The sequence below is a fragment of the Paenibacillus sp. fava2 genome, assembly GCF_058313675.1.
Genome location: NZ_CM177755.1, coordinates 3,567,500 through 3,593,614, shown reverse-complemented (window position 1 = coordinate 3,593,614; position 26,115 = coordinate 3,567,500). Strand labels below are relative to the sequence as shown.

The following is a 26,115-nucleotide window of genomic DNA, read 5'->3' as shown; positions in this document are numbered from 1 at the left end:
ATGTAAAAACGACGTTCATTCTATTTCTTAGAATGAACGTCGTCTTTTATCACACAATTTATCGGCAGTGGATTACTATCCACTTTAATTTCACCTGCGTCTTGCCTGTAGCCCGGCAGCTCCGGTCCACCTTTTAACCACTGCTATAAGGATGATACCGGTGACGATCCCCGCAGAGTCATTCACCATATCGTAAATTCTCCCGTCCCGCCCGAAATAAAGCTGGAAAATTTCTGTGGAAACAGCGAACGCTATGGACCACACGATACTTTTTATGTAACTGCGGTTAATCCGGTAGAGCAGCATTGCGAAGATGGCAAACCCTACGAAATGTCCGATCTTGCGGGTGATAAAGAGTTCAGTATACTTGATGTCCATTTGGAGCAGGTTGTGAAAATCCGGGCCCGGGGTCAGGTGAAAATAGGGCAGTACCCCTTTGCTCCAAAAGCTTGAATCTGCGGCGCAGGTGAAAATAAACAGGACAATTCCCCAAAGGAACAACATTACGGCTTTCATAGTAATCCTACTTTCTGGTGCAGGGTTGGAAAAGATATAGTAGCTATTATAGCCTTCCGCCCCGTACGATTGCAATTAAGCTGCATTCTGCTTACAAACATGACAGCAGGTAGTCAACTTTCCCCTTGTATACTTAAGGATATAGAGAGGATGTTGATTAACTTGAAAACTTATACGATTACTAAACCAAAACTGATGGTAACAGGGGTCTCCGTAAGGACTACAAATGCAGAAGAAGCCGGCCCGGATGGAAGACTGCCTAAGCTATGGGAGAGCTACTTCAACAGCAAGCTGGCCGCCATGTCAGAGATCAAGAATCCGAATTATATTTACGCACTCTATACCGATTATGAAAGTGATGCAACCGGGGTTTATACTACCTTAATCGGACACGAAACTGACGGTGCTCCCGTGCAGGAAGACAACCTTTTCGAGATAAAGTCCATTCCTGAGAGCAAGTACCTCGTATTCCAGACAAAATCGGGTCCTGCATATGAGGTGGTTGCACAAGCCTGGCAAGAAATCTGGTCCTATTTCGAAGAATCGCCGGAGGTTAGAGCATACACGGGAGATTTTGAATTGTACGATACCAGAAACTACGATCCGGCCAATACACAAATTGAAATTTATATCGCTATTGAATAACCGTAGCAGGGGTGCCGAACAGATCATTCCGGCTGATCCACCCCGATGTATTGACCGGCTTCCCGGAAGCCGGTTATGAACCCGCCCCCTGCTGCAGCACTTAATGCGGCCCCTACAGCAGCTTCCTCAATGGATAAACTGAATGCAAACGGCATCCCAAAAGCTTTGCCTACCTGCTCACACAAAACATGATTAAGCCGCAGCGCATTGCCTGATCCGATGATGAAGGTGTAAGAATTACCTGTCACACGGATCAGTGCCTCATAAAAAGCAAAAAGCTCCTCCACCATCCCCTGAAGAAACCCGTACGTTAGATTAGCCGGTGTGAAATTGGCCAGCGAAATCTGGTTGATGCTGCCGCGCAGCTCCGGATGAGCCCGGGTCCCAAGAAACCGGGTACTTACTGTCAACCCTTGTACTGAAGGTTCCACGCTATGGAGCATCCGCTCCATCAAGCTGTACATTTCTCCCGGCTCCTCTCCGGTATAACTGCGGATCACCTCCCGGTAAAATTGCTCCAGCAGCGCATATGACTTCCCTCCGCTGAGCGCCGCACCGACAGCCAGTCTGCCGCCGCCGGGAAAAGGCCGCGTCTCCATCCCTTCTACATTGTCAACACCGTCCGGTAACAACGCGGACAGCTGACTTCCGGTACCGATGTTAATCAGCACCGATTGCTCAGGAGACGGAACACTTCCAAGGAAGCTGGCCTGATTATCCCCGAGCGAGCAGTAAACCGGCAATCCGCCTGGGGTATACCCGACGAGTGTTCCGGAAGGTACAACCTTGGGCAGCATTTCTGTCGGGATCCCCGCCCGCTCAATGGCAGCATAATCAAAGTCTTCCAGTGACAAGCTGTAGCCCCCGATGGCTGCAGCCTGAGTGGCATCGACAACAGGCCTTATGCTGCCAGTCAGCCGGAGGGCAACATAATCAGCAATGGTGCAGAAGCTGACTGCCCCGGCCGGAACCAGATCCTGCTGCAGATTGTAGTAATGAGTGGCTAACCCGTATCCGGGAGGAATAGAATAGCCGGTCAAAATTCCAAGTTTCTCAGCATAGGAAATCCTGTCGTCACAAGGTACAGCAGCCCTGCCATCCTGCCATGTATACAGCGGACTGACATGCTGCCCGTCACTATCTGTATAAACGATGCCGTGCATCTGGCCAGTCAGGCCGATTCCCGTGACATTCTCCTCCGTCTGAAGCAGCTTCTCCAGCATACGGCTGATACTTTCACAGATCACTTCAGGGTCCTGGAGCCTTTCCCATTCCTGGTGGTTTCCGGGAACAGCTGTGTCGCATTCTTCTGTAATACTGCAGAGTACCATTTTATGTTCCAGCGAATACACGAGCCCCGTAATGGAGGTAGTCCCGATATCGAGTCCGATAAACTTCATCTGCGATCCTCTTCTCCTCAAAAGTAACTCTAGTATATACAACATTGGTAAGACGGTTCAATTTTGCCGGAATCCGCTGCATAGTTTAGCTAAAATGAAGGATACTAACCGACTGATGCGCAGAATAATGGACATGGGGGCTAGTTGAACATGAAACTTCAGAACAAAGTTGCTGTCGTTACCGGAGCGGCCTCAGGGATGGGCAAGGCGATTGCGGTTCTATATGCCAAAGAAGGCGCTAAGGTAGTAGTCTCTGATATTAATGCAGACGCGGCAAAAGAAACCGTGGATCAGATCAAAGCCGGCGGCGGTGAAGCCATAGTGGTCAAAACCAATGTGACGGCTGAGGAAGACATCCAAAGCTTGATTGATACCACTGTCAAGACGTACGGTACTGTAGATATTCTGGTGAACAATGCCGGAATTATGGATAATTTTGAGCCTGCAGGTGACATAAAGGATGACCAGTGGGAGCGGATTTTTGCCGTTAACACTACTTCGGTCATGCGTGCCACCCGCAAAGTGCTGCCTGTTTTTCTGGAAAAGAAAGCCGGGGTTATTATCAACGTCGCTTCGGCCGGCGGCCTGTTCGGAGCCCGCGCAGGCGCCGCTTACACAGCCACTAAACATGCAATCGTCGGCTTCACCAAGAACACCGGCTTCATGTATGCCAAAGAAGGCATCCGCTGCAATGCAATCGCGCCCGGCGGAGTCGAGACGAATATCGGTTCAACCATGACGCACATTAACGAATTCGGAATGGGCCGCATTCAAGCAGGGCTGGCCCTTAATCCCCGCAACGGCAAGCCGGAGGAAATCGCGGGCCTTGCCCTGTTCCTGGCATCCGATGATGCCAGCTTCGTGAATGGGGCAGTCGTTACTGCAGACGGCGGGTGGACGGCTTACTAGGCTTCATTAGAGCATATCGATCTAAAAGAAAAATTCATGCAACAAAAAAACAGCAGCTCCTCTTCAATTGAGGGGCTGCTGTTTGGGTGTTCATTTATTGTACCGCTTGCTGACGCTTATCCCGTATTCTGACATTGCTGCCGTACAGCGTGGAATCACTGGTCACCTTGTAGGACGGATAATTCTCCTCCGCCTGAATCCGCATAACCTTATCGAATAACGATTCCTGCTGGCGGTCAACGATAAAGGTGAATGGCTTCTGCTCGTAAACAATATCTGTCGCGTTCGGCCCGTCTACGATCTGCAGGACCAGAACTCCGTTACAGCCGCAGTCCTCAGTATCATAAAACATCTTGAAAGCGCCGGGCAGTCCGGCCAGGCTTGCCTGCAGCCGCTCTGTAGTGAGTGCATCCAGTTGAACTTGCATATGTGATTACCTCCTTGGTGCTGCGCAAATTGTAAATAGAGTATATCACAAGTTGAAACGGCTACGCAGTCCTTATAAGGACGGTATCCGTTTCTGCGAGAAAGATAAGGATATAGTATGGCGTGAAACATATACTTTCTTATCTTTCAAAACAACCCCGAAAACATATGTCCTGCTGCATCAGCTTCCCGTGTGACAGCACTCACTTTCTAAAGGCTAGCCCGTGCGGAAACGTGCTTCATGCTGAAGACTAAGCACCTGCTCTCTTATATTAACCACTTCGCCGATGATAATCATTGCAGGATTGCTGATTTTCATCACAGCTGCAAGTTTAATGATATTAGCCAGCGTTCCTGTAACGGTCCGTTCTTGCGCCGTAGTGCCTTTTTCAATCAAGGCCACCGGGGTCTGCGGGTCTTTGCCATGCCTGATCAGCTGCTCCGTAATCTCCCCCAGCTGGTTCATACCCATGTAGATGGCCAGAGTATCGACACTGTGAGCCAGGGCATCCCAGCGGACTGGCTCAGCTGCCTCATTACAGCGGCTGCCGGTAACAACAGCGAACGAAGTAGCTACCCCGCGGTGAGTCAGCGGGATTCCGGCCGAGGCGGCTGCCCCGACCGCAGAGGTAATTCCGGGAATCACCTCAAAGGGAATTCCGGCATCTGCGGCAGCAAGCAGCTCCTCACCGCCTCTGCCAAAGACAAATGGATCTCCGCCCTTCAGCCGGACCACCCTGCTACCAGCGGCTGCGTGCATAATCATCAGCCGCTCGATGGAGTCCTGCGGCATGGAATGCTGGCCTGGCGCTTTGCCGCAATAAATGCGGAGGGCCTTTACCGGTGCATAATCCAGCAGCTCCTCGTTCACCAGCCGGTCATAGAGAATAACGTCCGCCGCCTGGATGCGGCGCATAGCCTTTACAGTAATCAGCTCCGGATCTCCCGGACCTGCACCGACAATTGAGATGTTCCCTTCTCTGCCCTCTCTCATAGGCTTTTCTCCAGGTTAGCCGTCTTGGCAATGGCGCCTTCACCACGACCGGATGGCATTGCAACTATTGTTGCGGAGCGGCCAGACTGGAAGCCGTTCTGGGCGAGGTAAATCAGCAGACCGCCGAACAGCACGCCGCCAACCAGATTGCCCAGCAGCACAGGGATTCCGTTCCAGATCCACCAGTCAGCGAAGCCGACGTTTGCCCCAAGCATCATTCCGGCCGGAATGACAAACATGTTGACGACCGTATGCTCAAAGCCTTGCGCGAAAAAGGTCAGGATCGGCAGCCACATCGCGGCTATTTTGCCGGCAGTGGATTTGGAAGTCATCGCCATTACAGCGCCGAGGGTCACCATCCAGTTACAAAGAATCGCCTTAATGAAGGCAAGGCCCATGCCGTCTGCACCCATGCTTTTATAAGCCGTGGTCTTGGCTTCACTTGTGGTTATCAGCGTCTGGATCATCGGATTCGACATGTCCGTGCCCATCTTGGTGATCGTTAGTCCATACAGCGCAGCATACACTGCGCAGCCGATCAGATGCCCGATGATGACCCAGAAGAAGTTGTTCAGCATCCGTGCTGCACTCGTCTTTTTCTCCAGAACCGCCAGAGGGATCAAGGCGAAGCTGCCGGTAACCAGCTCGAAGCCTAATAGAATAATCATTACGAAGCCCACCGGGAATAAAAGGGCCCCGATTATCGGAAGCTTGGTCTGCGCTGCGGCCGTATAAGCAAGGGTTGTCGCACAGGCAAGGATTGCCCCGCCGAGTCCGCCGCGGACAATCAGCTGCAGGATGGACAGCTCTGCTTTCGTTTTTCCGGCTCCAATCATGGAAGACAGCACTTCATTCGGTTTCACATAATCCATAACAGATCCCCCTGTATAATGTAATCAGCTTCAGATCGTCAGATAAATCTGTCCGCTGGCCGGGTCCACTTCCACTTCATAGGTCTTCACATGTCCGGTATCCGGAGCAAGCACATTTCCGCTGTGCAGATCAATCCGGGAATCATGAAGCGGACAGTGGACCTTGGAGCCGCACACCATACCTTCCGATAAGGCTCCTCCTTTATGGGGGCATTTATTCTCAATCGCAAGTACTTCTCCGCTTGTTAGGCGAAATATGGCGATTTCAGTACCCGCCATTTGCAGCTTGCGTGAGCCTTTAATGTCGATATCCTTTACATTGCCTACCAGCACTTTGGTCATTGTCATGGATAGGACCTCCTTATACCGTTTCAGGTTCTGTGATCGGGGTGAAGTTTTTGCGCAGCTCCGGCTCAGCCACAATCTGCTTCCAAGGGTCGGTTGTGAGAGCCAGCGTTGCCTCAATCCGCTCCTTCAGGGCCAGCCGCTCTTCGCGGTTATCCAGGGCCTTCTTGATGCTCTCCAGACCGACACGCTCAACCCAGGTTGAGGTCCGCTCATTCCAGACCGCATTTTCACGGTAGTATTGCAGGAAAGCACTCGCCCACTCCAGTACCTCGTCATCTGTTTTTACTACACAGAGCAGATCCGTTGCACGGACATGAACCCCGCCGTTGCCGCCGATATGCAGCTCCCAGCCTCCATCAATGGCCACAACGCCAAAATCTTTAATTGTTGCTTCAGCACAATTACGAGGGCAGCCGGATACCGCAAGCTTTACCTTGGAAGGAGTGTTCAGCCGCTCAAAAGCTTTTTCCAGCCGGATTCCCATTCCGATTGAATCCTGCGTACCAAAACGGCAGAAGGTAGAACCTACACAGGTCTTTACTGTACGCAGCGTCTTACCGTAAGCATGACCGGAAGGCATATCCAGCTCCTCCCACATCTTCGGGAGATCCTCTTTTTTGACACCAAGCAGATCCAGTCTTTGACCGCCGGTAAACTTCACCATCGGAACATCAAACTTAACGGCAACCTCGGCAATTTTGATCAGATCCGCCGGAGTTGTTATTCCGCCGTAAATCCGCGGTACAACGGAATAGGTTCCGTCCTTCTGAATGTTGGCATGATAGCGCTCGTTGGTAAACCGGGACTCTTTTTCATCCACATACTCTTCCGGCCACAGCATCCCCAGATAATAGTTCAGGGAAGGACGGCATTTGGTGCAGCCTTCATCGTTGTTCCAGTTCAGTACATGCATAACTTCCTTGACAGTCATCAGCTTCATCCGTTTAATCTCGGCCACAATCTCATCACGTCCGAGTGTGGTGCAGCCGCAAATGCCTTCTTTCACCTTAACAGCCTTATCTCCGGCATACAGCTGGAGCAGACCTTCCACCATCGGCTTACAGCCCCCGCAGGAGGCAGAAGCTTTCGTGCAGGCTTTAATATCACCCACGCTGGTACAGCCGCCGGACTGGATCGCCTCGGCAATCGTTCCTTTGGATACCCCGTTGCAGCCGCAGATAATCTCATCGTCAGCCATTGCTTCCAGACGGTTGTTACCTTTCGTAGAACCCAGTGCATCAGAGGAAATGCCGAGCAGCAGCTCTTTTTCCTTGCCCTTGATATTCTCACCGTTCTTAATGATTGAGAACAGCGGCGCACCGTCACTCGTATCCCCGAACAAAACCGCGCCAATCAGCTTATCTTCCTGTATCACCAGCTTCTTATAGACTCCCTCGATCTCATCCTGATACCGGAGGGCTCTGGAGCCGGGCTGCTCAATGAACTGTCCTGCCGAGAATACGTCAACCCCGGATACCTTCAGCTTGGTTGAAGTAACGGAACCGGTATAACCTTCGGTTTGTGCTCCGCCCAGTCTTTTGGCAAGAACGGCTCCCTGCTCATACAGCGGGGCGACCAAACCATATGCGATTCCCCGGTGCTCGGCACATTCCCCCACAGCATAGATGCCTGGTATGTTTGTTTCCATGTAATCATTGACGATAATTCCGCGATTAACATGAATTCCGCTTCCGCGGGCCAGCTCCACATTCGGCTTGATGCCGACAGCCATGACGATCAGGTCCGTTTCAGCAACCTCGCCGTCAGCGAACAGCAGGCCTTTGACTCTTTTTTTGCCGAGAATGGCTTCGGATTGCTTCTTCAGCAGGAACTTCATGCCTTGTGCTTCAAGCTCCTTCTGCAGCATGACCGCAGCAGCCTCATCCAGCTGGCGTTCCATTATATATTCATTGATATGGACAACCGAGACCTCCATCCCCAGATGCAGCAGCCCCCTGGCCGCCTCCAGACCCAGCAGTCCTCCGCCGATAACCAGCGCTTTGCGGTGAGTCTTGGCTGTTTCCTGCATAATCTGCGTGTCCTTGATATCGCGGAAGGCAATTACACCCTCTTTATCAGCACCGGGCAGCGGAAGCATAAACGGATTCGACCCGGTTGCCAGTATCAGCTCATCGTAGCCGGCTTCCACTCCTTTATCGGTGTTGACTTTCCGGTTCACCGTATCAATAGAAGTTACAGTATGTCCGGTATAGAGCCTGATGCCGTTACTGCGGTACCATTCCAGGTCATTGATGATAATGTCGTTCATATCCGCTCCGCCCGCCAGGACAGATGAGAGCATGATCCGATTGTAGTTGGGGTGAGGCTCAGAACCAAAAATCGTAATTTCATAAGCATCCGGTGCCAGCTTGAGCAAATGCTCAATGGCTCTAACCCCCGCCATCCCGTTTCCGACTAATACCAGTTTTTTGCGTACATCTGACATATGTCTCTCTCCTCTCTATATCCACACCAGAAATCAACAGAAATAGCCCGCTACACTCCGCCCGGAAACATAACATTCCCGTTGCGATAAAAGTGATAGCAGGCGCCGTTGCCGCTAAAGCCGGATACACCATTGTATCCGTTCATTTGATGAATTTGTTAAATCGACTATACTACAGCCGATCCAAAAACGTCAACAATTATGACATATAAATTTTAAATAATTTAATTCATCGACAAAACAGCCTGATCCGTGTTATATAATATTACATATCATTTAATATGGCAGTTCCTTATTTTAATATGAATGAGATCTTGAAGATCCTGTAAAGGAGCGTCTGGCTATGCATTCCCTGCTCTTGATTCAGAACGGCAGAACAGAGAACGACACAGAGGCGCGCTCCGAGCATAGTCCCGGGCGTATTCTTGAAGCTTGCGGTTATGTGACCTGGACGGCAACCGGTGAGGAGCAGGCTTCTGTATTAATCCGGGACGCCGATGCTACCCTTCTATGTATGCCGGTCACCGAAATTGAACTCTGGAGACACAAGCTGCTCAAGCACAAAACCGCCCCCGTCCTCTGGTGGTGTACCTCATCGACTGCTAACCTGTCCGTCTCCGCCTGCGGTGACAATATTATTGTGGACGGAATCCTCTCCCCTCACATGCATGAGCAGGAGATCCACTGGATTCTTCATTTCAGCTCCAGACAGTGCTTCGAGCGCCAGCAGTGGCACAAAGAAAAGGAGCAGCTCCTTGCACGGATAGAGGAACGCAAATGGATTGATATGGCCAAGGGAATTCTGTCCAAAGCCAAAAATATCAGTGAATCCGAAGCCTATGACCTCCTGCGCAAGCAGGCAATGAATGAACGCAAACGGATGGTGGATGTAGCCACCTCGATCGTCAAGGTCTACCAGCTGCTCCAGGATCAAACTTAAGGAGAATCCGATATGATCAATCTGTTAAAAGAAGTAGCCAGAGGCAAGCGCGGCGCCCGGGACTTGAGTTATGACGAAGCAGTAACGGCAGCTGAGGCGATTCTCTGCCAGACTGCATCCCCCGTGCAGATCGGCGCTTTTCTGATCGCCGAGCGGATCAAGCTGGAGAGCATTGAGGAGCTGGAGGCGTTTGTCGCGGTAGGCCGCAAATATGCCCGCCGGGAGCCTGTACAGCAGGGACTGGACTGTGCCGGGCCGTATGACGGCCGGAGGAACTCATTCATCGCTACCTTCCCGACCGCATTCCTGCTGGCCGCCGCAGGTGTTCCCGTTACGCTGCATGGTGCAGCTCCGCTTCCGCCGAAATGGGGTATTACGCTTCAGGATATTATTGAGGCCTCCGGCGTCCGTGTTGCCGGGCTCTCACGGGATGAAGCTATTGCAGCCGCGAAGACAAGCGGTGTGTTATTCGCTCAGGCGGACCAGTGGTGTCCGCCGCTCGGCGCCCTGCGGCCGTTAAGAGAGGACATCGGCATGCGGACGATTCTGAATACTGCCGAGAAGCTGATCGACTACTCCTGCTCCCCGTACATTGTATTTGGTATCTACCATAATACCGTCTTCGACCGTATTTCCAGGCTGATCATCAAGCTTGGTTACCGGAAAGGCCTGGTTGTCCAGGGTGTTGAAGGGTCCGAGGATCTGTTCATCGACCGGCCAAACCGGGTGTATTCAATAGCTGACGGCCAGGCCCAGCTTGATATTATCGACCCCGAGTCGCTGGGACTTGAAACTGAGGTGCCGGAGCTGGACTGGACACCTGAGCTTCAGCTGCGCACCGCAGAAGCGGTACTGCAGGGCGGCGGGCATATGGCGTTTTACAACCAGACGCTGCTGAACGGCGGTGCCCGGCTGCATCTGGCCGGCAAAGCAGGCTCGCTGGAGGAAGGCGTGTACACGTGCAAGCATCTGCTCGACAACGGCAGCGCCTGGGCGGTATATGAGCAGTGGCGGAGTGCGCTGCTTGGCAGCAGAACGCCTGCCCTGGGGCAGTTTAAGTTCTAGGCCAGCTATAAATGCCCTACACCCCATACTCTCTCTTACGGCATAATTATGTATAAAGCTTTAAAGCCAGCTTAAGGAGATAAAGGGCGAGCAAATGCAGCGGATAAAACAGGTAAAAAAAGGTCTGCATTCCTCTTCCCCTATCTCCGTTATAGCGGGACAACAGCGGAACGGCAATAATAGCTGCTCCTCCAGCCGCAAACGGATATAAATATCTGTTCATTGTGCTGTCATGCATGCCCATTATGGCCAGAGAATCAGGTACCGCCCATATTATGGCTGCCCCGAAGACAAACATAAACCCGATAAGCACAAGAATCCATAAGTTGTAAACCTTCTGTTGCTTACGTGCCGCGTAAAAGGCCAAAATCATAACCACTCCGGTTACACTCCAGTCCCCCAGAAGCGAAATCACGCATAGTATTGATATTAATGAATATCTGAGTATACGGTTTGCAGTATTTTCAAAGACCCGAATGGCCAGCAGGCCCAGCAGCAGCGTCAACATAATATTACCCGAGCTATACCAGTCATTGAAAACCAGTCCGTAAGGCACAATACTGATCAGCCCGGTTACAGCAAGACGCAGTGCATATTTTTTAAAGCTTCTCGTATGGAGATAACCCTCGGCAATAAAAAAAGCCATAATAGGCAGTGTAATTCTGCCTGCCACCTGAAATCCCAGAAAATCAGGAAAAAATAATGCTCCGGTATGATCGGCCAGCATTGCCATGATCGCTATAAGCTTTAAGCTGGCTGCATCAAAGCCTCTTACATCTGCTTGAACGGCAGTCCCTTGTCCCATGTCCCTCCACCTTCTTTCTATTAACACCTGTCCCTGCTGGCAGTCAAAAATTCGACTGATGCAGGAGGCCCCGGTCCCCTATCTTCTCCAGGAGCTGCTTCAACAGCTGGCGCGAAGCGGGAATCATCCGCTTAGGCTCACCGGAATTCAGATTGCCTTGAAAGATGATCTCCTTCTTGGTTTTATCAATCGATTCCACCTTCATCAGGTTTACGATAAATGCCCGGTGACACCGGAACAGCCGCGGGTCTTTAGCCTCGATATCCTTTAAATCCCCGTAGAATTCAAGTGTTCTGTTCTCGGAAACCAGACGGATTTTGTGGGGAATATCAGTTGTTTCAAAGTAATAGATGCTGTTAAAGGGGATTTGAAATTTCGTGAACTTGTTATCAAATACGAACCAGTCATTATCATCAACCACAGTTTTTCTTTCATCGGCAATGGTCATAATTTCTCTAACCTTTTGCTCCAGCTCATCCTGATCAGCAACTTTAACAATAAAATCGAGAGCAGCCACCTTATATTTAAATGTGACCGGCGATAAATGGCTATGTGTTGTCACAAAAACAATATGGCCGCGAGTGTCGTATTTCCGGATTTCCCGGGCAACCTCCAGTCCTTTGATTTCGCAGCCTGATATTTCAATATCCAGAAAATACAAATTATTCGCACAGGCTTTGGATTCGAGAAGAAGCAAATCCGGCTTGGCGGTGACAACGAGATTTCTGCAGCGGATACCCAGCTCCTCACAGGCTTTGCGGACTAACTTTTCCATAATACGCTGTTGAATGAACTGATCCTCCAGAATAAAAATATTCATGATATCGCTCTCTTTAATATTAATGTCTGCATAAAAAATTCCGATTCCTTTCTGGTATCCAGTGCAGCATACCTGTTACTGTGCAGCACTCTGGATATGTTATATAAGCCAAGCCCCCGGTTGGCTGCTTTCGTGGAAAAGTTCCGCTTGTAAAGATCATCGACAGAAATCCCTTCGAGTGCGGCTTGACTGTATGAGTTTCTGATCATTATCGTCTGAATATCAGCTTCATGAATCAAAACAATACTTATCGTCGGGTTACCGGATTCCAGCGCAGCATCAATAGCATTATCCAGAAAACAGGACACCACTCTGCAGAGATCAATAATATCCATATATACTTCGCTGATTCTGCCCTCTATCTCCAGTCTGATATCGATTCCGCGTTTCTGTGCTATCAGCATTTTGGAGGCTATGATGCTCTTCAGCTCGCTTACATCCAGATTTATGAGATTGTCCAGCCTATACGAGTAACCGTTTAACTGTGACGCTGTCGGCTGAATCGAATGTTCGTATATCCGCTTGATCATACCCAGATCTCCTGTTCTGATCCCCTCATCCAGCATTAGCAGAATGTTGGCATAGTCATGCCTGAAGCTGCGGATGTCCTCGTACATTTTTTCAATCTCCATAATATAAGCCTGCAGCTGCATATATTGATCAGCCTTATTCTTCTCCAGCTCACGTTCCCTCAGGAATCGGTATAGCCAGTTAATGATCATCAGAAAAATAACAGTAACCCCAACCAGCAGCAGCACAATCTTAAACCGGCTCGGATACGGATGGTTGCTTGCAGATTCCGAATAAATGATGAAGCCGAGCCCGATTTTACCCACGACCAGGAATAGCGAAGCTCCGGCTATAAGCTTATTCCGGTAAAGCTTCAAAAGTTTGACTGCCGGAGCAGGGAACCAGTAGAATACCAGCTTGCAGAATGCCAGATAGATCAGCGGCGGTGAAACGGCTGCCAGAAGAGGAGCCGACCATCCAAAGCTAAATTCATAAGGAACCGCATAGCTGATGACTGTAGTGAAATAACCTAACAGTGTAGTTATAAAGAGCGTCAATATGGCATGGAAGCCAATTACCCACAAGGACTCATATTTGTCGATTAGCCACCCGTATATGGTCAGTAGCACAAACAAAACAGGATAAACTATCAGCCCGAATTGATCCAGGGCGGTTATCCCGATAAAGTAATACAGCAGTAAAAAGAGCAGCATTTTATAATTCATGCGGAAAAGTCCCGGACCATTGCTGCTCACCATATGATAAATAACAAGATAGCTGGTGTACTGCAAAAAATAAATTCCGGCAGTCATCATTTTTTAATCAGTTTCTCCAGCTTTGGATTGACCGGTTCATAAAATAATCCGAAGCAGATTCCCCCGCCTCCGCCTTTTTTACTCATATACTCGACCAGCTTCGCCTTGAGTCCGCTCTGGACATTGTTACTTTCGTGTTCTTCAACATTCTTGATATTGTTCATAGTTGGCATAACTCCTTCTCATAATGGAATAAAATAGTGGTGTGATAACAATCGCTTCAAGAAACAGCCCGAATATGAACCATTGGTTAAAGCCGAGCAAGACAGATATTACAAGGAATACTGCATTAAGAACGACAGCCTGTATTTTACGGGCTCTTCTAAACTTCCGGTCCACCAGCGGGTTATACTCTGTATCGGCCGGAGCATACCTGGCAGACAAAGTGAGAGAAAGCAGGCCTATTCCGACCAGCAAAAACCGGTTCCAATCCACTTCCTGCAGCAGCAGCGGGACAAGCACAAAGCATAGCAGACTCACCAGAGTACAATGCAGAGATTTGCGGGCATGCCAGCCGAATGCTTTTTGCCGGACAACCGTATAAGACAGCAGCATGGCTGCCGTTTCGGTAAATATACCGAAGAGCGCTGCAGTAATCAGGACAAGCAGGATTTTTCCTGCTCCGGCCAGCATATTCTCTATGTAATACAGTACACAGGAACGTTTCTCCTCTTCCATATCGTTACCCTGCAAGTATGTATCTGCCAGCCATACAGACAATCGATGATACAACGGCACAGCCCTTCTCAACTCCGTTCTACGGGAAACTGAAATTGTACATATTCACGATATTTACTGTGCCTATGCATCAGTTCGTGATGAGTACCTATCCCCGTTACTTCTCCCCTGTCCAAAAAAATGATCTGGTCGGCTTTGTAGATGGTAGACAGGCGGTGAGCGATAATAATCGTCATTTTGCTTTTGGAAATCATTCTGATGGCATCATGCACAAGCTGCTCTGAATCACTATCCAGATTTGCTGTCGCCTCATCAAACAGCAGAATGTCATGATCTGCAAGCAGGCATCTGGCGATTTGAATCCGCTGCTTTTGCCCGCCCGATAATTTAACTCCTCTTTCGCCGACAAAGGTATCCAGTCCTTCCGGCAACTGCTTAATCACCTCCTTCAACCCTACGCGATCAAGCGCTTCATAAATCTCCTGGTCGTCCGCTCTTCTGTTCAGCCCATATACCAGATTGTCCTTAACCGATCCTACCAGCAGATCACTGTCCTGCATGACATAAGAAATTTTACGCCGCCATTCATCCGTCCTGATATTATCCAAAGATACACTATTATAAGATATATTCCCATTATATTCCTCATAAAACTTCTCAAGCAATGAAAAAATTGTAGTTTTTCCTGAACCCGACGGACCTACAATTGCAGTCGTTGTACAGCCGTTAAGAGAGAAGCTTACATTGGATAACACAGGCTGATCCTGTCTGTAAGCAAAAGAAACATTATCAAAATTCAGGCAGTCATACGCTGTCTCCTCTGATTTGCCAGGTACCGAAGCTGCCTGAAGCCTCTGCTTCTCATCCTGCTGGCCATAAATAGCGTAAATTTCCTTGCTTGCCCCTTTAGCCTTCTGAAACTCTGTGAAAAAGCTGCTCAACTGGGTCAATGGTGAGACCATTGTAAATAAATAAAAGATCATGGATACCAGAATTCCGGTAGTGATTCTTCCACCGGCAATCCCAGAGCTTCCATACCAGAACATCCCCGCCAAAGCCATCATAATAACAATTGTAACAATAGGCTCTATGACGGCAGACAAAACCCCTTCTTTGATGTTCAGCCGGAAAATCCGGGCAAGAATTCTCCGCGTATAGGCGATCTCAAGCTTTTCTGAGGTCGTAGCTTTAATAAACCTGATGTTATAGAGGATTTTTGCAAGCTCGCCTGAGAAATCCGCCGCTGCATTCTGCGTCTCAACGGAAACCTTATTTATTCTTTTGCCAATAGGGTAGATGAGCAGCGCAGTTACAGGAATTAGAGCCACCAGTGCGCTCATTAATCTCCAGTCCAGAACAAATAGCATGATTATACAGCCGGTGACCATGAGCATATCGGCAATAACAGACGGCAAGGCGATAGCCAGAAAATTACTGACAATAGCCAGGTCGTTAGTCATTCTGCTGATAATTTTTCCATTCTCATTGTTGTCGAAATAGCTGACCGGCAGATGAATGACTTTATCCCAAATTTTCAGCCGCAGCTCCCGGAAAAATTTACTCCCCACATATCTGAGTAAAAGTGCCGAAACAGCGTTCAACACTCCTCCGGCCATAAACAGCAAAAGGAGCATGGCTGCATCCCAGACGGACAGCTGAGAATCTGATATTTTATCTACAAGATTCCCTGTAATAACTGGCAGGACAAGCGAAAAAGCAGCTGAAATGAGAGTGAACACGATGCTCCATGCCAGCGCCAGCTTGGGCCAGCTTGCTATTTTAATTAATGCCAGCAGGGAATTGGCCGGTTTCTGGTCTCCGGCGGTTTTATCAATTCCCGGTCGCTCCATTTTCAGTTCCATTCTGCTGTACTCACCTATTTTTCTTTATGATTTTCGTATTCAAGCAAAAACTTCATGGCCAGCGTATAGATTCCTGCTGCTATCGCCACCATTACAATGTAAGACAGGGAGAGTCTCGTTCCAATCCAATCTGTCTGATTGCTTATCTGGAATAGCAAAAAGCATACGGCGCTTCCGGCGAAAAACTCTAGAGTATATGATAACTTACGCCCTTTTTTCAGTCGGTCAAGAACAATATCCACAAAAATCACAGCAGATGTCAGCATAAATGAGATTTTGTATAACATGATCTTATCATCGGCGATCACCTGCTGATCTTCAAAGCTCACAAAGTATCTGGCTAATAATGTTCCGATCACGAGGTAGAGAACAATAGCCAGTACGTTGATTCCGACACATTCCGCCTTGCAGTAGGTTATTTTCCCTTCTGCCCGCTGGACCAGGGTCGCTGCCAGGCTTGAAACGAACAGAGCCAGGAACCAGATATAGAAATATGCATCAAGCTGGAAGGAAAGAAAGTCGGTGATCAGTCCCACCGTTACAGTAATAATTTCCTTTAATAACATGAACATCGCCGTTTCCTCCTTTTAGCTGAACAGCAGCATCTGTTCCCAAGTGCATAAATGCTTGTTGTCATAGGTCAACAGTGTCAGCAGTACACCTGCACATCCGTCTAGCAGCCCGACTTTATCCAGACAGACCGGTTTCTCGGCAGTTCCCTCAATGTCAGCAAAAGCTAACAGATCCTCTGCACTCCGCAGCTCCAGCAGACGCTGCAGAAACTCCTCCCCGCCCTGCAAGCCAGCAGCACGCCTGAAGTGCTCCTGAATCAGCAGCAGTCCGGCATATCCATGACAAATTGTTGGTGAGATTACCTTTCTTAGCCCATCCGGCCGTAAATAGACAGTATTAAACAAGTGCACCGCCTGTGTCTGCATTAAGTTGTCTTCCAGCGCCAGGCCTAAATGGAACAGTGCCACAGATGCTCCCGGTGTACCATAACACCAGGCATCACGGTGATACGACGGATTATGCCCATTCCCGGCTTCCGGATCTGCTATAACCATATTGGGTATAACGGAGGTGCCATGCCACTGCCGGATGTTCCCTTTCAGGAATGCCCCCGCAACTTCCAGCACTTCTCTTAATCCCTCTATAGGATAATGCCGCAGCTTGGCAACAGACAGCAGGTTAATCGCCCCTGTAATTCCGTGTGCCATGCCCAGGTTGTAGTAGACGCTCTGTTCAGGAAGCTTTTCATAATTGTTCAACCTGCCCACGGCCCCGGTAATCAGCTGCAGGATTTGATTAAGCGCTCCAACCAGTCTACCGGAGTAATGGACCTGCTGCTCCTTTACCTCCATCAAAACAGCGGCGATTCCCGTCCATCCGGAAATCAAATCCAGATCGCTGTCCACGAGCAAGCCGCCTTCAAGCTTACTCCTTGTTTCTTCAAAAAACGCTGCATAGCTGTCAAAAAACACATCAAGGAGCTGCGACAGAACATGTGTATATCTCGTTGAGCTTCTTGAGCATTCGTTAAACATAAAGATGAGACCGGCCAAGCCTGAGTAAAGAGATAGAGAATGAACCGGCATGCTGCCAGCTAACCGTACAATCTCCTGATTATAGCGGAACGCAAGCACATCCCAGCCCTCCTCCGGGTAAACCTCATCCAGCTTATCCAGCAAAATACTGATTCCCGGATAACCCGAGGCCAGCGAAAGAAGATCCATTTCAGGATAATCATGCATGGCATGCTTCATTATAAGTGTACGTACTTTGTTCATATCCTTGAAAACTTCCGCACTATGTCTGACCATTTCAGATAAACACTCTCTGACCGCTTCGTCTGCCATATAACCCTCCTTAATACACAGCATGATATTTCTTTGACTGCATGTAATCCTCCAGTCCGTAAAAGCACAGATGCAGAGCCAATTCTTCTTTTTCCCGGTCAAGCCCGAGCACTCTGTTGCAGAACATGTGCAGGAGACTGAACAGAATATCATCGTAATAATTGGTTCTGTTATCCGTTTCCCGGATTGCGTTGAAGTAGGCTGTATATTGCATATGCCTGCTGACCGTGTCAGTTAATTGTAATTCAGCATCATAGTCCTGCTGGATGAATTGAAATAAAGCTTCCTTGCGCTCCCGGTATTCCTGCCTGAATCGCTTATGATCTGTAACCGGCTTCAGTGCCGCTAATTGATCAGATTTATTCGGATAAGCAAATCGCAGCATTTCCAGCATTCCCGTACAGCAAAACAACATCTGGTCCGCTGTATCAATCTTCCTTTTTCCGGAATAGTAACCAGATACCAGCTGAGAATCGAGAGCAAACAGCTTCTCTGCTTGTTCAATCAGCACTGTACCTCCATACCGCAAAATTTCCGGACGGTAAGGTACAATCGTATACGTACTGACCAATCCGGATGACACTATACTGTTCAGGAAGTCGAAAATATAGTTTAAGGCAGTCATACGTCCGCTTTCTGCACTTCCCGGCACCTTGCACCGCAGCCTGACATGCGGCTCTTTATCCGCATAACGGACGAAAAAGATTCGCTCAACAAAGTTTTCCGGCCCTTGATCCATAAACGATTTGAAGGCATTTCCCAACAGGTCAGTCAGCAGCTCCTGATTGTAATATAACTGAAAGGCCATCCAGTCCGAGCCCGGGTAATAGACTGCCTTAACCGGGGGGCTTAACACTTTGTTCAATCGTTTATCAGTGGCTTGTGCAGACAATCTTTGTACCGGCAAATACCGGAATGAGCTGCTCTTACCAAAGAACACGCACTCCTCCATATACCGGTTGGCGGAAGAGAAAAGCTCAAGCTCTGTTTCGGTCATAACAGCTGCCTTGCCTTCCGGGTTCCGCGTATATTCTTTGTGTAATAACTTCCGGTGATGGAGATGCTGCAGATCCAGCAGCAGCTTATTGTCTAATTCCACCAGATATACATATCGCGGAAGGTTAGCTTTTATGATCCATTCATCCAGGAAGGCCAGAAACTGTTCTTCGCTTTGAAGCTGCTTATCCGCATATAACACCCATTTTTTAGGGCTGATAACGATATTCTTATAGGTAACTCTAGGAGTATAGGTAGAATCATAAAGATATTCCTCCAGGTGTGACCAGCCGGTCTGATACTGCTGATTAATGTCATTCAGGAACCGGACAAGACCGGGGGCCAGTGCTGAATTATACATACTGCTAAGCTTCGGAAACACCAATTCTCCCGTATCTCTGTGCTTTAGATAAAAACAGCCCGATTCCTCCACACCTACCAGCAGCCGGGAGATATCCAGCCCGTGATTTACAGGGAAGCTCCCCATACCCAGTGAAGGGTCCGGTGTCCGGCCTACGGTCATAATATTAGCGACCTTTGGATTCGACGGGTAGAAGGAGATTTCAGCAGAATGTACGCCAGCCTCCTGCTTCTCAGGTTCTCTGATGAAATTAAAAATTTCTTCCCTGCTCCCTTTGTCGAACATATAAGCAAATCTTCCAAAGGTCTGGCAAGCTTCAGGCGATCCGGATCTGTTATTTAGGTAAAAGGTAACCCCGCCTTGTTCATTCTTCATACAGGAATAATATAAATCGAAGGAGACATGGATATCTGCCGGACTAAGCTCAGACAGCTTACTTAATTTGGTGTTATCCAGCACGATATCGGTATGATTGGCGATAGCATCCGTCTGCCACTCTGCAATCAGCGCTTTCAGACTCTGGAAGCGGCTCTCATTCTTGAGCCTGTTCCTGCCCTCGCTCTGGTGATTGCCATTGTACTCTTCCGGTTTACCAATCCCCATAGTCCGGCTAAACAACTCCAGCAACGGTACTTCTTCGTATACCCCATATTTTTCGGTAAATTGCTGCCGGTAATCTGACAACGTGTCTTCTTTTGTATAAGTAGAAAGCAGGCTCAGAATCGAAGCTGTTTCCGCAAGAGTCTGCCTGTCGTTGTCTGATAAAGGAATTTCGTTTGCCTGATCCAAACGGATATCAACCTTGACCAGGTCGCCTTCATAATCAGGAAGAATTGCACGTACCTGCTGCAAAGCGGCTTCAATACTGTCCCGCTTGACTGGAGCCGTGCTGATGTCCTGTATAGCATGAGCAATCCGTTCGAGTGAATCCGCATAATATGCTGCCTTTGGCGCAGCCATTCTCTTCAACGTACCGGCCAGATGGTGAAGCGGAGCAGCCTCCCGGGGATCAGGGACCAGTTCACTTACCAGAAAGCCCTGTTCCATCAGCTGCCGTACAAACGTCACGCTGATGCTGTCATCCACGCCAAATGCTTTGTTTACTGCTTTAGTAAGCTGGAGGAAGGACTGCCGTTCGCGGTAAAGAATATCCATAATGAAATCTATGACCGGCGTTTTGAGAACCGATATATTTTCAGCACTCTGTGCCTCCTGTACCTTTGTAAAGGTGGTTTGATAGGAGATAACGAGCCTGTGATGGTCTGTGTAGGAAGTGTTATTCACACTAAGCTTTAACTCATTCCGGATTTCCGCATCCCCGTGAAACAGCTCAATCAAGCTGTATATCAGACTGTAGTCCGCTGACACCCAGACTGTTTCTTCCGGTGACAGCCCTTCTGCTCCAAACCGGGAAATGCCGACTCCTGCGAACAGCCCAAACGGTGTCGGCCTGCAAATCGCACGCGATATAAATTTGGTAAGGCTCAGAATAAGATTCCGTTTCTTTTTGGGCTTCATTGCCTTTCCGCTATTCAGACTTTGCAGCGCCGTGTATGTCGCAGTGCTGGAGATGAAGATCGAATCCAGTAACCCTTGCTTTTCAATAAAACGTACCAGACTACTGAGGTATTCATCGTCATCCTGCACTTTAAGGTCAAACAAATCAGTATATTGTTCCAGGCTGAGCAGTGTTTTCCGGTACATATAGGTGTCCGATATTTCGAATTTCTGCAGCATGCAATCAACCTCTCATCTGTCTCAAAGCTCGAATAGAGCCTGAAAGACTCACTTCATAATGCTCCTGCTTGGTACCGGCAGGCCTTGCACCCATACGGAGCAGCTCCTCCATTACAGAACGATCGGGCTTCAAGCCTTGGGCTATGAGCTCACCGGCAAGACTGGCAACAACACCGCTGAATAATGCGCTGGCTATGCTGGTACCGATTCCTACGGTATATGCCTTGTCAAAGCCCAGTACCTCATATAAATAGTCGCCTGTGACAAGCTCCGATTTGGCAACCATGACCCAGTCATTGTCGTAATTCACTTCATACTCATCGCCAGTTGGTGCAAAAAACTGGCTGCTGAGCGTATTGCTGAACAAGGACACCCCGCCATTCTTATTTGTCGAACCGATCGGATACACTCCCTTTAAATTTGAGGGCACCCTGAATTCCTGTGATATATCACGCCCGTCGTTCCCCGCTGAGCAAACCACCCAAATCCCTTGTCTGCCGGCAAAGTCAATCAAGGCCTGAAACCGCTCAAATTCGAGCAGGTCCAATTCGTATTCCGTTCGGTAGCTAATATTGATTACCGGATACCCTTTGGAAATACCTTCCTCGAGTGCTTTATAGAGCCAATCAAGCTTGCTAATCCCTTTTTTATCGGTTATTTTGTAGACAACAACGCTGGCAGCGGGGGCTATTCCCTTAAACATCTTTTTGCCTGTAACAGAGCTGATCATCTGTGTGCCATGGCCGATATAATCACTCAGACAGGACTCATAAGGCACAAATGATCTGCACTCTGCTTCAATAAGATTGCCCTTTAGCTCCGGGTGGAATTTGTCGGCGCCTGTATCAATAAACAGAATGGTAAGAGGCCGGCCGGAAGCTGCATGATATTGGAACTGATCGGTCATGCGGGCGGTGTGCCAGTTATAAATGTTTGGTTTAAACATACAGTCTCCATATGTAAGTTAGAGGCAGCTATTCACTACCTCTAACTTATCAAGCCCTTATGAATTATTTACAATTAGAACAAGAGCCGGTACAGATGCAAGTAAGTGTTCTGCATACTGCTTTGGATATTTGGATTGTTGTCTTGACAATTGAAGCCTGAGGGCTCAGGTCGCTTGCTTCGTAGCTCTTTCTCAAATCGAGGTCAAACATTTGGTTTGTATTCATTTTTTCTTCTTCCTCTCTGGTTTTGGATTAATAAACTTGATATTAGTGGCACCCCTAAATCTCGTTTATTCGGATGATGCTTATGTGTTGTCTTTGCTGTCGATAGACCAAGAATATATCAAATCCCCCCGGTTTTTGTGCTCTGTTCCTGAAAAGCACTCCAAACCTCATAAAATGCACCATTTAATTAAAATTTTAATCTGCAGCAGCAAAAAAGCCCCGTAATCTGCCTCAGCAGAATTACGGAGCTTAGCTCTCATATATTAATCGGTATGCAGCACCTGCCGCTGTTGACCGGGCGCCTTCTTCTCCCGGCGTCCCGCTTCACGGCCGCCAAGCTTAAAGACGAGAATACCACCGACGATGACCAGCACACCGAGCAGCTGATTCAGGCTAAATGGAACCTTTTCCAGCCCCATCCAGCCAAGAGAATCCCATAGGAGCGCGAATCCCAGCTGCGAGGTCAGCACAATTGAAATCGCAAAAGTTGCACCAAGCAGCTTCGTTGCCTGCACCAGGCAGATTACCACGCCGACACCAATCACACCGCTGAACCAGTACCACGGCTGCATATGCTGGAGTGTAAACATCCCGGTCCCCTGAGTAATCAGCCCCATAATAAGTGAAGCGATAAAGCCCATGCCAAGAACGAGTGTCGTGGTCGACCAGGAGCCTGTATGCTCATTGACTTTACTGTTAAAAATATTCTGCAGGCCCACAAGCGCGCCCGCCACCAATGCCAATATAATGCCGATTATCATAAAAATTATCCCCTTCTTTGCATTAAAGTTTTAGAATCAGCACGCCGGCAATCATCATTCCGATTCCGATGAACTGCGGCAGCCGCATTTTTTGCTTCACGACCCCGAACCAGCCGTTGCTGTCGATCATGAAGGTCATGAACAACTGGGCGATCAGGAGTGCAGATATAGTCAAAGTAACTCCCACATGCTGAATAGCGGTTACCTCACTGAAAATAATGAACGCAGCCAGCGCGCCTCCGGTCAGGTACAGCGGATTTACCTTTTTGAAGCCCTGCTTCTTCCCGTCGCGTACGAACAGCAGAATCGCCAAAGCCATAATAAAACCGGTTAATTGTGTGATTGTTGCTGCCTGCCAAGTGCCGATGTCCTGGCTGATCCGTGCGTTTGCAACCCCCTGCAGCGTAATGCACGCCCCGCCTATAAAGGCAAAAATGATTCCCTTCATGTCTCTCTCTCCTCTTTGTAATCTCTGCCTTAATTAAATGACATCTGGCGTAATCCGTGAAGGACATATGTCCTAAATCACAATTTCCCCTTAGCATTGCACCAAAAAGCCCGCTTCAATCCTCATTTTTAAGAGGCTGAAACGGGCCTTTAATAAACATATACTCGATTAAGATAACAGCTTCATCTCATGCAGCCGGTCAAAAATCAGCCTGCTGACCGCCGATCCCCGCTCCCTGTCTGCAAACGTAAGCCAGGCCAGTTCAGCAATTTCTGCTGCCGGGGCAAGCGTACCGTTATATTCTGCGGTCAGGCAGGTCATCCGCACCTGCACACCGGGTTCTTTACCATGTGCTTCAGCTTCAAATGTGCCAAAATGCCGGATACTCTCCGGAATAATGTGTACCGTTAATTCCTCTTCAATTTCGCGGATCAGCGTTTCGTTGTCCGTCTCGCCCGCTTCCCGTTTGCCTCCGGGGAAATAATAGGTGTCTTTACCGTGAGAACGAGCGCCGAGCACCTTCCCGTCTACCATATGAATCCAGGCAATCTTGTCTATCACTTTGGTCATTTGCTACCCTCCATTCACTTTTATCCATTAAAAGCTATCTTACCCGCTCCATAAAGGACAGATGTCCTACACAATTGCTCCGGCAAATGTCTCAGTGCTCCAGCTTAACATGCATATGCATAGCCGCCTCATCCCAAGGGACAGAATAAGCCTGTCCTTTGGCACAAAAAATCGAAGCCGACTGGTAGGCCGGATCGGCATTTTTATCGTACTGCTTCATACTGATGATGTGTCCTGACTGATGGCAGGTCTGGTACCCACCGGCCCGCAGAGATAGGGCACCTTTGCCTTGTGTCATGGAAGCAAGTCTTACCGGATAATTCATGAAAGTGGCAACCGGTACCGTTCCGGTAAGGATAGCCGTTTCACCGTTTATTTCGGGCGCGGTAAAGCTTCCGCTGGCCTGCTGAATATCGGACATCACCTTGCCTACATGATCGGCATGAATTCTGATTTTGAAGTCATAAAACGGCTCCAGCAGCACATTCTCCGCCTGCTCGAGCCCCTGGCGTAATGCGCGCAGCGCAGCCTCCCGGAAATCTCCGCCTGACGTATGCTTATTATGGGCCCTGCCGCTCAGCAGCGTAATCTGCACATCGGTCAGCGGAGAGCCTGTCAGCAGGCCGTGATGGCCATTGTCCAGCAGCACCTGAACAATCTGATTCTGGTAGCCCACAGCCAGATGATCGGGGTGACACTTATTATGTATCGTTACGCCGCTCCCGCTTTCACCGGGTTCAAGCCTCAGATGAACTTCGGCGTAATGGCCGAGCGGCTCAAAATGGCCACAGCCATAGGCTATTGACTCGATCGTCTCCATATACAAAATCTCCGGATCACCAAAGGTTACCTGAATTCGGTACCGCTCCCGCAGCACCTGCTCCAGCACCTCCAGCTGGATTTGCCCCATTACCTGAATTTGCAGCTCCTGAAGCATTTCATCCCAGCTTACATTCAGCGAGGGGTCTTCCGCACCGAGCTGCTGAAACGCCTGCAGCACCTCTTTCAGGTGAACCGGCGGTTCGAAGCAGACCTTTGATCTTAGCGCAGGAACGAGTCCGCTGCCTATGGTATCTACCAGCTCTCCAACGCCTTCGCCCGGCCCGGCAGCCGTTACGCCGGTAACGGCGAACAATTCACCCGCAGCAGCCCAGTCGGCTGCTGCCGTCTTCGCCCCGTTAATCCGCCGGATTCCGGTAATACGTTCAGAGATCCGCTTTCCTGCAGGACCGCAGGTTAACTCCTCCCTAACCTTAAGCACACCTTGCAGCGCTTTAATATAAGTGATTCTTGTTCCCTTGTCATCGTAGCGCACCTTGTAGACTCTCCCGGCAAAAGGCAGACGATAATCATATTCCGTTACTGCAAGTGCATCCAAATTTCGGAGGAAGCTGCCGATCCCTTCATCCAGCAGAGCGGAGCCTGCCATGCAAGGAAAGACTTTGCCCTGCCGCACCAGCTTAACCAGAGCCTCCTTCCAGGCCGGCTCGTCCAGGCTTCCATCGAGATATGCCTCAAACAGCGCTTCATCCCGTTCCGCCAAAAAAGAGCGCAGCTCCTCATCCACACCCTCAGCATCAAGCTCCGGCAGCATAACGGCATCTCCGCTGAGCAGCTGGCGAATCTCGCTAATCACACGCTGCGGGTCGGCGCCGGTACGGTCTGTTTTATTGATAAAAAAGAAGGTTGGAACCTTATGGGAACGCAGCAGCTGCCATACCGTCTCCGTATGACCCTCCACACCTTCAACTGCGCTGACAATCACAACGGCATAATCGAGAATCTGGAGTACCCGTTCCATCTCCGGAGAAAAATCGACGTGGCCGGGTGTATCCAGCAAAAAGTAGTGTGAATCACCGTAGATGAATTCCGCCTGATCAGCGAAAACAGTGATGCCGCGCGCTTTTTCAATCTCGTGGGTATCCAGAAAAGTATCCTTATGGTCCACTCTGCCCCTGCTGCGGATCGCTTCCGTATGGTAGAGCAGCTGCTCGGCGAACGTCGTCTTTCCGGCATCGACGTGGGCCAGCAGACCGATTGTAATATTCTTAGTCATTCTTGCTGGTAGTACACCTCCAAAAGTATGATTCGATTCCTTTATATACACATTTATGTACCTCATACAAAATACACGGCAAACCATCCCTTTTCATTATGGGC

Annotated in this window: 26 protein-coding genes; 4 read left to right on the top strand and 22 right to left on the bottom strand. The window is 49.2% G+C overall.

Annotated features, from left to right (window positions below):
* Nucleotides 1–90: 90 nt before the first annotated feature.
* Nucleotides 91–504, bottom strand: a complete 414-nt coding sequence (locus AC4G46_RS15555) for a VanZ family protein (RefSeq protein WP_491128726.1) — start codon at nucleotides 502–504, stop codon at nucleotides 91–93.
* Between the two features lie 174 nt (nucleotides 505–678).
* Here AC4G46_RS15555 and AC4G46_RS15550 point away from each other — a divergent pair, with 174 nt between their 5' ends.
* Complete coding sequence (locus AC4G46_RS15550; RefSeq protein WP_491128725.1) at nucleotides 679–1,161, top strand: GyrI-like domain-containing protein; 483 nt, start codon at nucleotides 679–681, stop codon at nucleotides 1,159–1,161.
* A 23-nt stretch (nucleotides 1,162–1,184) separates the two neighbouring features.
* On the opposite strand, the gene AC4G46_RS15545 is transcribed toward AC4G46_RS15550, so the two are convergent.
* On the bottom strand, nucleotides 1,185–2,561 hold the full coding sequence (locus tag AC4G46_RS15545) for a sedoheptulokinase (RefSeq protein ID WP_491128724.1): 1,377 nt from the start codon (nucleotides 2,559–2,561) through the stop codon (nucleotides 1,185–1,187).
* 150 nt (nucleotides 2,562–2,711) lie between these two features.
* On the opposite strand from AC4G46_RS15545, the gene AC4G46_RS15540 reads away from it, so the two are divergent.
* Nucleotides 2,712–3,470 (top strand): SDR family oxidoreductase, encoded by a 759-nt coding sequence (locus tag AC4G46_RS15540; protein WP_491128723.1) that lies wholly within the window; start codon nucleotides 2,712–2,714, stop codon nucleotides 3,468–3,470.
* Nucleotides 3,471–3,564: 94 nt separating this feature from the next.
* On the opposite strand, the gene AC4G46_RS15535 is transcribed toward AC4G46_RS15540, so the two are convergent.
* The 5 genes from AC4G46_RS15535 to nirB all read right to left on the bottom strand — a co-directional run bounded on the left by AC4G46_RS15535 (nucleotide 3,565) and on the right by nirB (nucleotide 8,556).
* The gene (locus AC4G46_RS15535) at nucleotides 3,565–3,897 is read right to left on the bottom strand and encodes an iron-sulfur cluster biosynthesis family protein (RefSeq protein WP_491128722.1); all 333 of its coding nucleotides are present in this window, start codon (nucleotides 3,895–3,897) and stop codon (nucleotides 3,565–3,567) included.
* A gap of 216 nt (nucleotides 3,898–4,113) precedes the next feature.
* The gene (gene cobA / locus AC4G46_RS15530) at nucleotides 4,114–4,890 is read right to left on the bottom strand and encodes a uroporphyrinogen-III C-methyltransferase (RefSeq protein WP_491128721.1); all 777 of its coding nucleotides are present in this window, start codon (nucleotides 4,888–4,890) and stop codon (nucleotides 4,114–4,116) included.
* Complete coding sequence (locus AC4G46_RS15525) at nucleotides 4,887–5,762, bottom strand: formate/nitrite transporter family protein (protein ID WP_491128720.1); 876 nt, start codon at nucleotides 5,760–5,762, stop codon at nucleotides 4,887–4,889. Before AC4G46_RS15525 ends, cobA begins: the two co-directional genes overlap by 4 nt.
* Nucleotides 5,763–5,792: 30 nt before the next feature.
* Complete coding sequence (nirD, locus tag AC4G46_RS15520) at nucleotides 5,793–6,104, bottom strand: nitrite reductase small subunit NirD (RefSeq protein ID WP_221801661.1); 312 nt, start codon at nucleotides 6,102–6,104, stop codon at nucleotides 5,793–5,795.
* Nucleotides 6,105–6,123: 19 nt separating this feature from the next.
* On the bottom strand, nucleotides 6,124–8,556 hold the full coding sequence (nirB, locus tag AC4G46_RS15515) for a nitrite reductase large subunit NirB (RefSeq protein ID WP_491128719.1): 2,433 nt from the start codon (nucleotides 8,554–8,556) through the stop codon (nucleotides 6,124–6,126).
* A gap of 343 nt (nucleotides 8,557–8,899) precedes the next feature.
* Here nirB and AC4G46_RS15510 point away from each other — a divergent pair, with 343 nt between their 5' ends.
* Both AC4G46_RS15510 and AC4G46_RS15505 read left to right on the top strand, forming a co-directional pair.
* Nucleotides 8,900–9,496, top strand: a complete 597-nt coding sequence (locus AC4G46_RS15510; protein WP_491128718.1) for an ANTAR domain-containing response regulator — start codon at nucleotides 8,900–8,902, stop codon at nucleotides 9,494–9,496.
* A gap of 12 nt (nucleotides 9,497–9,508) precedes the next feature.
* Nucleotides 9,509–10,561 carry an anthranilate phosphoribosyltransferase gene (locus AC4G46_RS15505; protein ID WP_491128717.1) on the top strand — a complete coding sequence of 351 codons (1,053 nt, stop codon included), beginning with the start codon at nucleotides 9,509–9,511 and terminating at the stop codon, nucleotides 10,559–10,561.
* A gap of 46 nt (nucleotides 10,562–10,607) precedes the next feature.
* Here AC4G46_RS15505 and AC4G46_RS15500 read toward each other — a convergent pair whose 3' ends face one another.
* The 15 genes from AC4G46_RS15500 to AC4G46_RS15430 all read right to left on the bottom strand — a co-directional run bounded on the left by AC4G46_RS15500 (nucleotide 10,608) and on the right by AC4G46_RS15430 (nucleotide 26,011).
* Complete coding sequence (locus AC4G46_RS15500) at nucleotides 10,608–11,366, bottom strand: TraX family protein (protein ID WP_491128716.1); 759 nt, start codon at nucleotides 11,364–11,366, stop codon at nucleotides 10,608–10,610.
* Nucleotides 11,367–11,409: 43 nt separating this feature from the next.
* Entirely contained in the window at nucleotides 11,410–12,186 is a 777-nt protein-coding gene (locus AC4G46_RS15495; protein WP_491128715.1) for a LytR/AlgR family response regulator transcription factor, read from the bottom strand.
* On the bottom strand, nucleotides 12,183–13,421 hold the full coding sequence (locus tag AC4G46_RS15490) for a sensor histidine kinase (protein ID WP_491128714.1): 1,239 nt from the start codon (nucleotides 13,419–13,421) through the stop codon (nucleotides 12,183–12,185). Before AC4G46_RS15490 ends, AC4G46_RS15495 begins: the two co-directional genes overlap by 4 nt.
* 86 nt (nucleotides 13,422–13,507) lie before the next feature.
* A complete protein-coding gene (locus AC4G46_RS15485) occupies nucleotides 13,508–13,675 on the bottom strand; it encodes a hypothetical protein (RefSeq protein ID WP_491128713.1) in 168 nt (55 codons plus the stop codon).
* Complete coding sequence (locus AC4G46_RS15480) at nucleotides 13,653–14,231, bottom strand: accessory gene regulator B family protein (RefSeq protein WP_491128712.1); 579 nt, start codon at nucleotides 14,229–14,231, stop codon at nucleotides 13,653–13,655. Before AC4G46_RS15480 ends, AC4G46_RS15485 begins: the two co-directional genes overlap by 23 nt.
* 26 nt (nucleotides 14,232–14,257) lie before the next feature.
* Nucleotides 14,258–16,051 carry an ABC transporter ATP-binding protein gene (locus AC4G46_RS15475; protein WP_491128711.1) on the bottom strand — a complete coding sequence of 598 codons (1,794 nt, stop codon included), beginning with the start codon at nucleotides 16,049–16,051 and terminating at the stop codon, nucleotides 14,258–14,260.
* Between the two features lie 14 nt (nucleotides 16,052–16,065).
* A complete protein-coding gene (locus tag AC4G46_RS15470) occupies nucleotides 16,066–16,623 on the bottom strand; it encodes a DUF5823 family protein (protein ID WP_491128710.1) in 558 nt (185 codons plus the stop codon).
* Between the two features lie 15 nt (nucleotides 16,624–16,638).
* Nucleotides 16,639–17,910: a lanthionine synthetase C family protein gene (locus AC4G46_RS15465; protein WP_491128709.1), complete on the bottom strand. Its 1,272-nt coding sequence runs from the start codon at nucleotides 17,908–17,910 to the stop codon at nucleotides 16,639–16,641.
* Between the two features lie 10 nt (nucleotides 17,911–17,920).
* A complete protein-coding gene (locus AC4G46_RS15460) occupies nucleotides 17,921–21,004 on the bottom strand; it encodes a lantibiotic dehydratase (protein WP_491128708.1) in 3,084 nt (1,027 codons plus the stop codon).
* A 4-nt stretch (nucleotides 21,005–21,008) separates the two neighbouring features.
* Nucleotides 21,009–21,950, bottom strand: a complete 942-nt coding sequence (locus tag AC4G46_RS15455; RefSeq protein ID WP_491128707.1) for a S8 family serine peptidase — start codon at nucleotides 21,948–21,950, stop codon at nucleotides 21,009–21,011.
* Nucleotides 21,951–22,014: 64 nt separating this feature from the next.
* Nucleotides 22,015–22,176 (bottom strand): epilancin family lantibiotic, encoded by a 162-nt coding sequence (locus AC4G46_RS15450; protein ID WP_128083592.1) that lies wholly within the window; start codon nucleotides 22,174–22,176, stop codon nucleotides 22,015–22,017.
* A 263-nt stretch (nucleotides 22,177–22,439) separates the two neighbouring features.
* The gene (locus AC4G46_RS15445) at nucleotides 22,440–22,937 is read right to left on the bottom strand and encodes a DMT family transporter (RefSeq protein WP_491128706.1); all 498 of its coding nucleotides are present in this window, start codon (nucleotides 22,935–22,937) and stop codon (nucleotides 22,440–22,442) included.
* A 22-nt stretch (nucleotides 22,938–22,959) separates the two neighbouring features.
* A complete protein-coding gene (locus AC4G46_RS15440) occupies nucleotides 22,960–23,385 on the bottom strand; it encodes a DMT family transporter (protein WP_068724547.1) in 426 nt (141 codons plus the stop codon).
* Nucleotides 23,386–23,553: 168 nt separating this feature from the next.
* Complete coding sequence (locus AC4G46_RS15435; RefSeq protein WP_491128705.1) at nucleotides 23,554–23,955, bottom strand: NUDIX hydrolase; 402 nt, start codon at nucleotides 23,953–23,955, stop codon at nucleotides 23,554–23,556.
* Nucleotides 23,956–24,046: 91 nt separating this feature from the next.
* Nucleotides 24,047–26,011 (bottom strand): GTP-binding protein, encoded by a 1,965-nt coding sequence (locus tag AC4G46_RS15430; protein ID WP_491128704.1) that lies wholly within the window; start codon nucleotides 26,009–26,011, stop codon nucleotides 24,047–24,049.
* Between the last annotated feature and the right edge of the window lie 104 nt (nucleotides 26,012–26,115).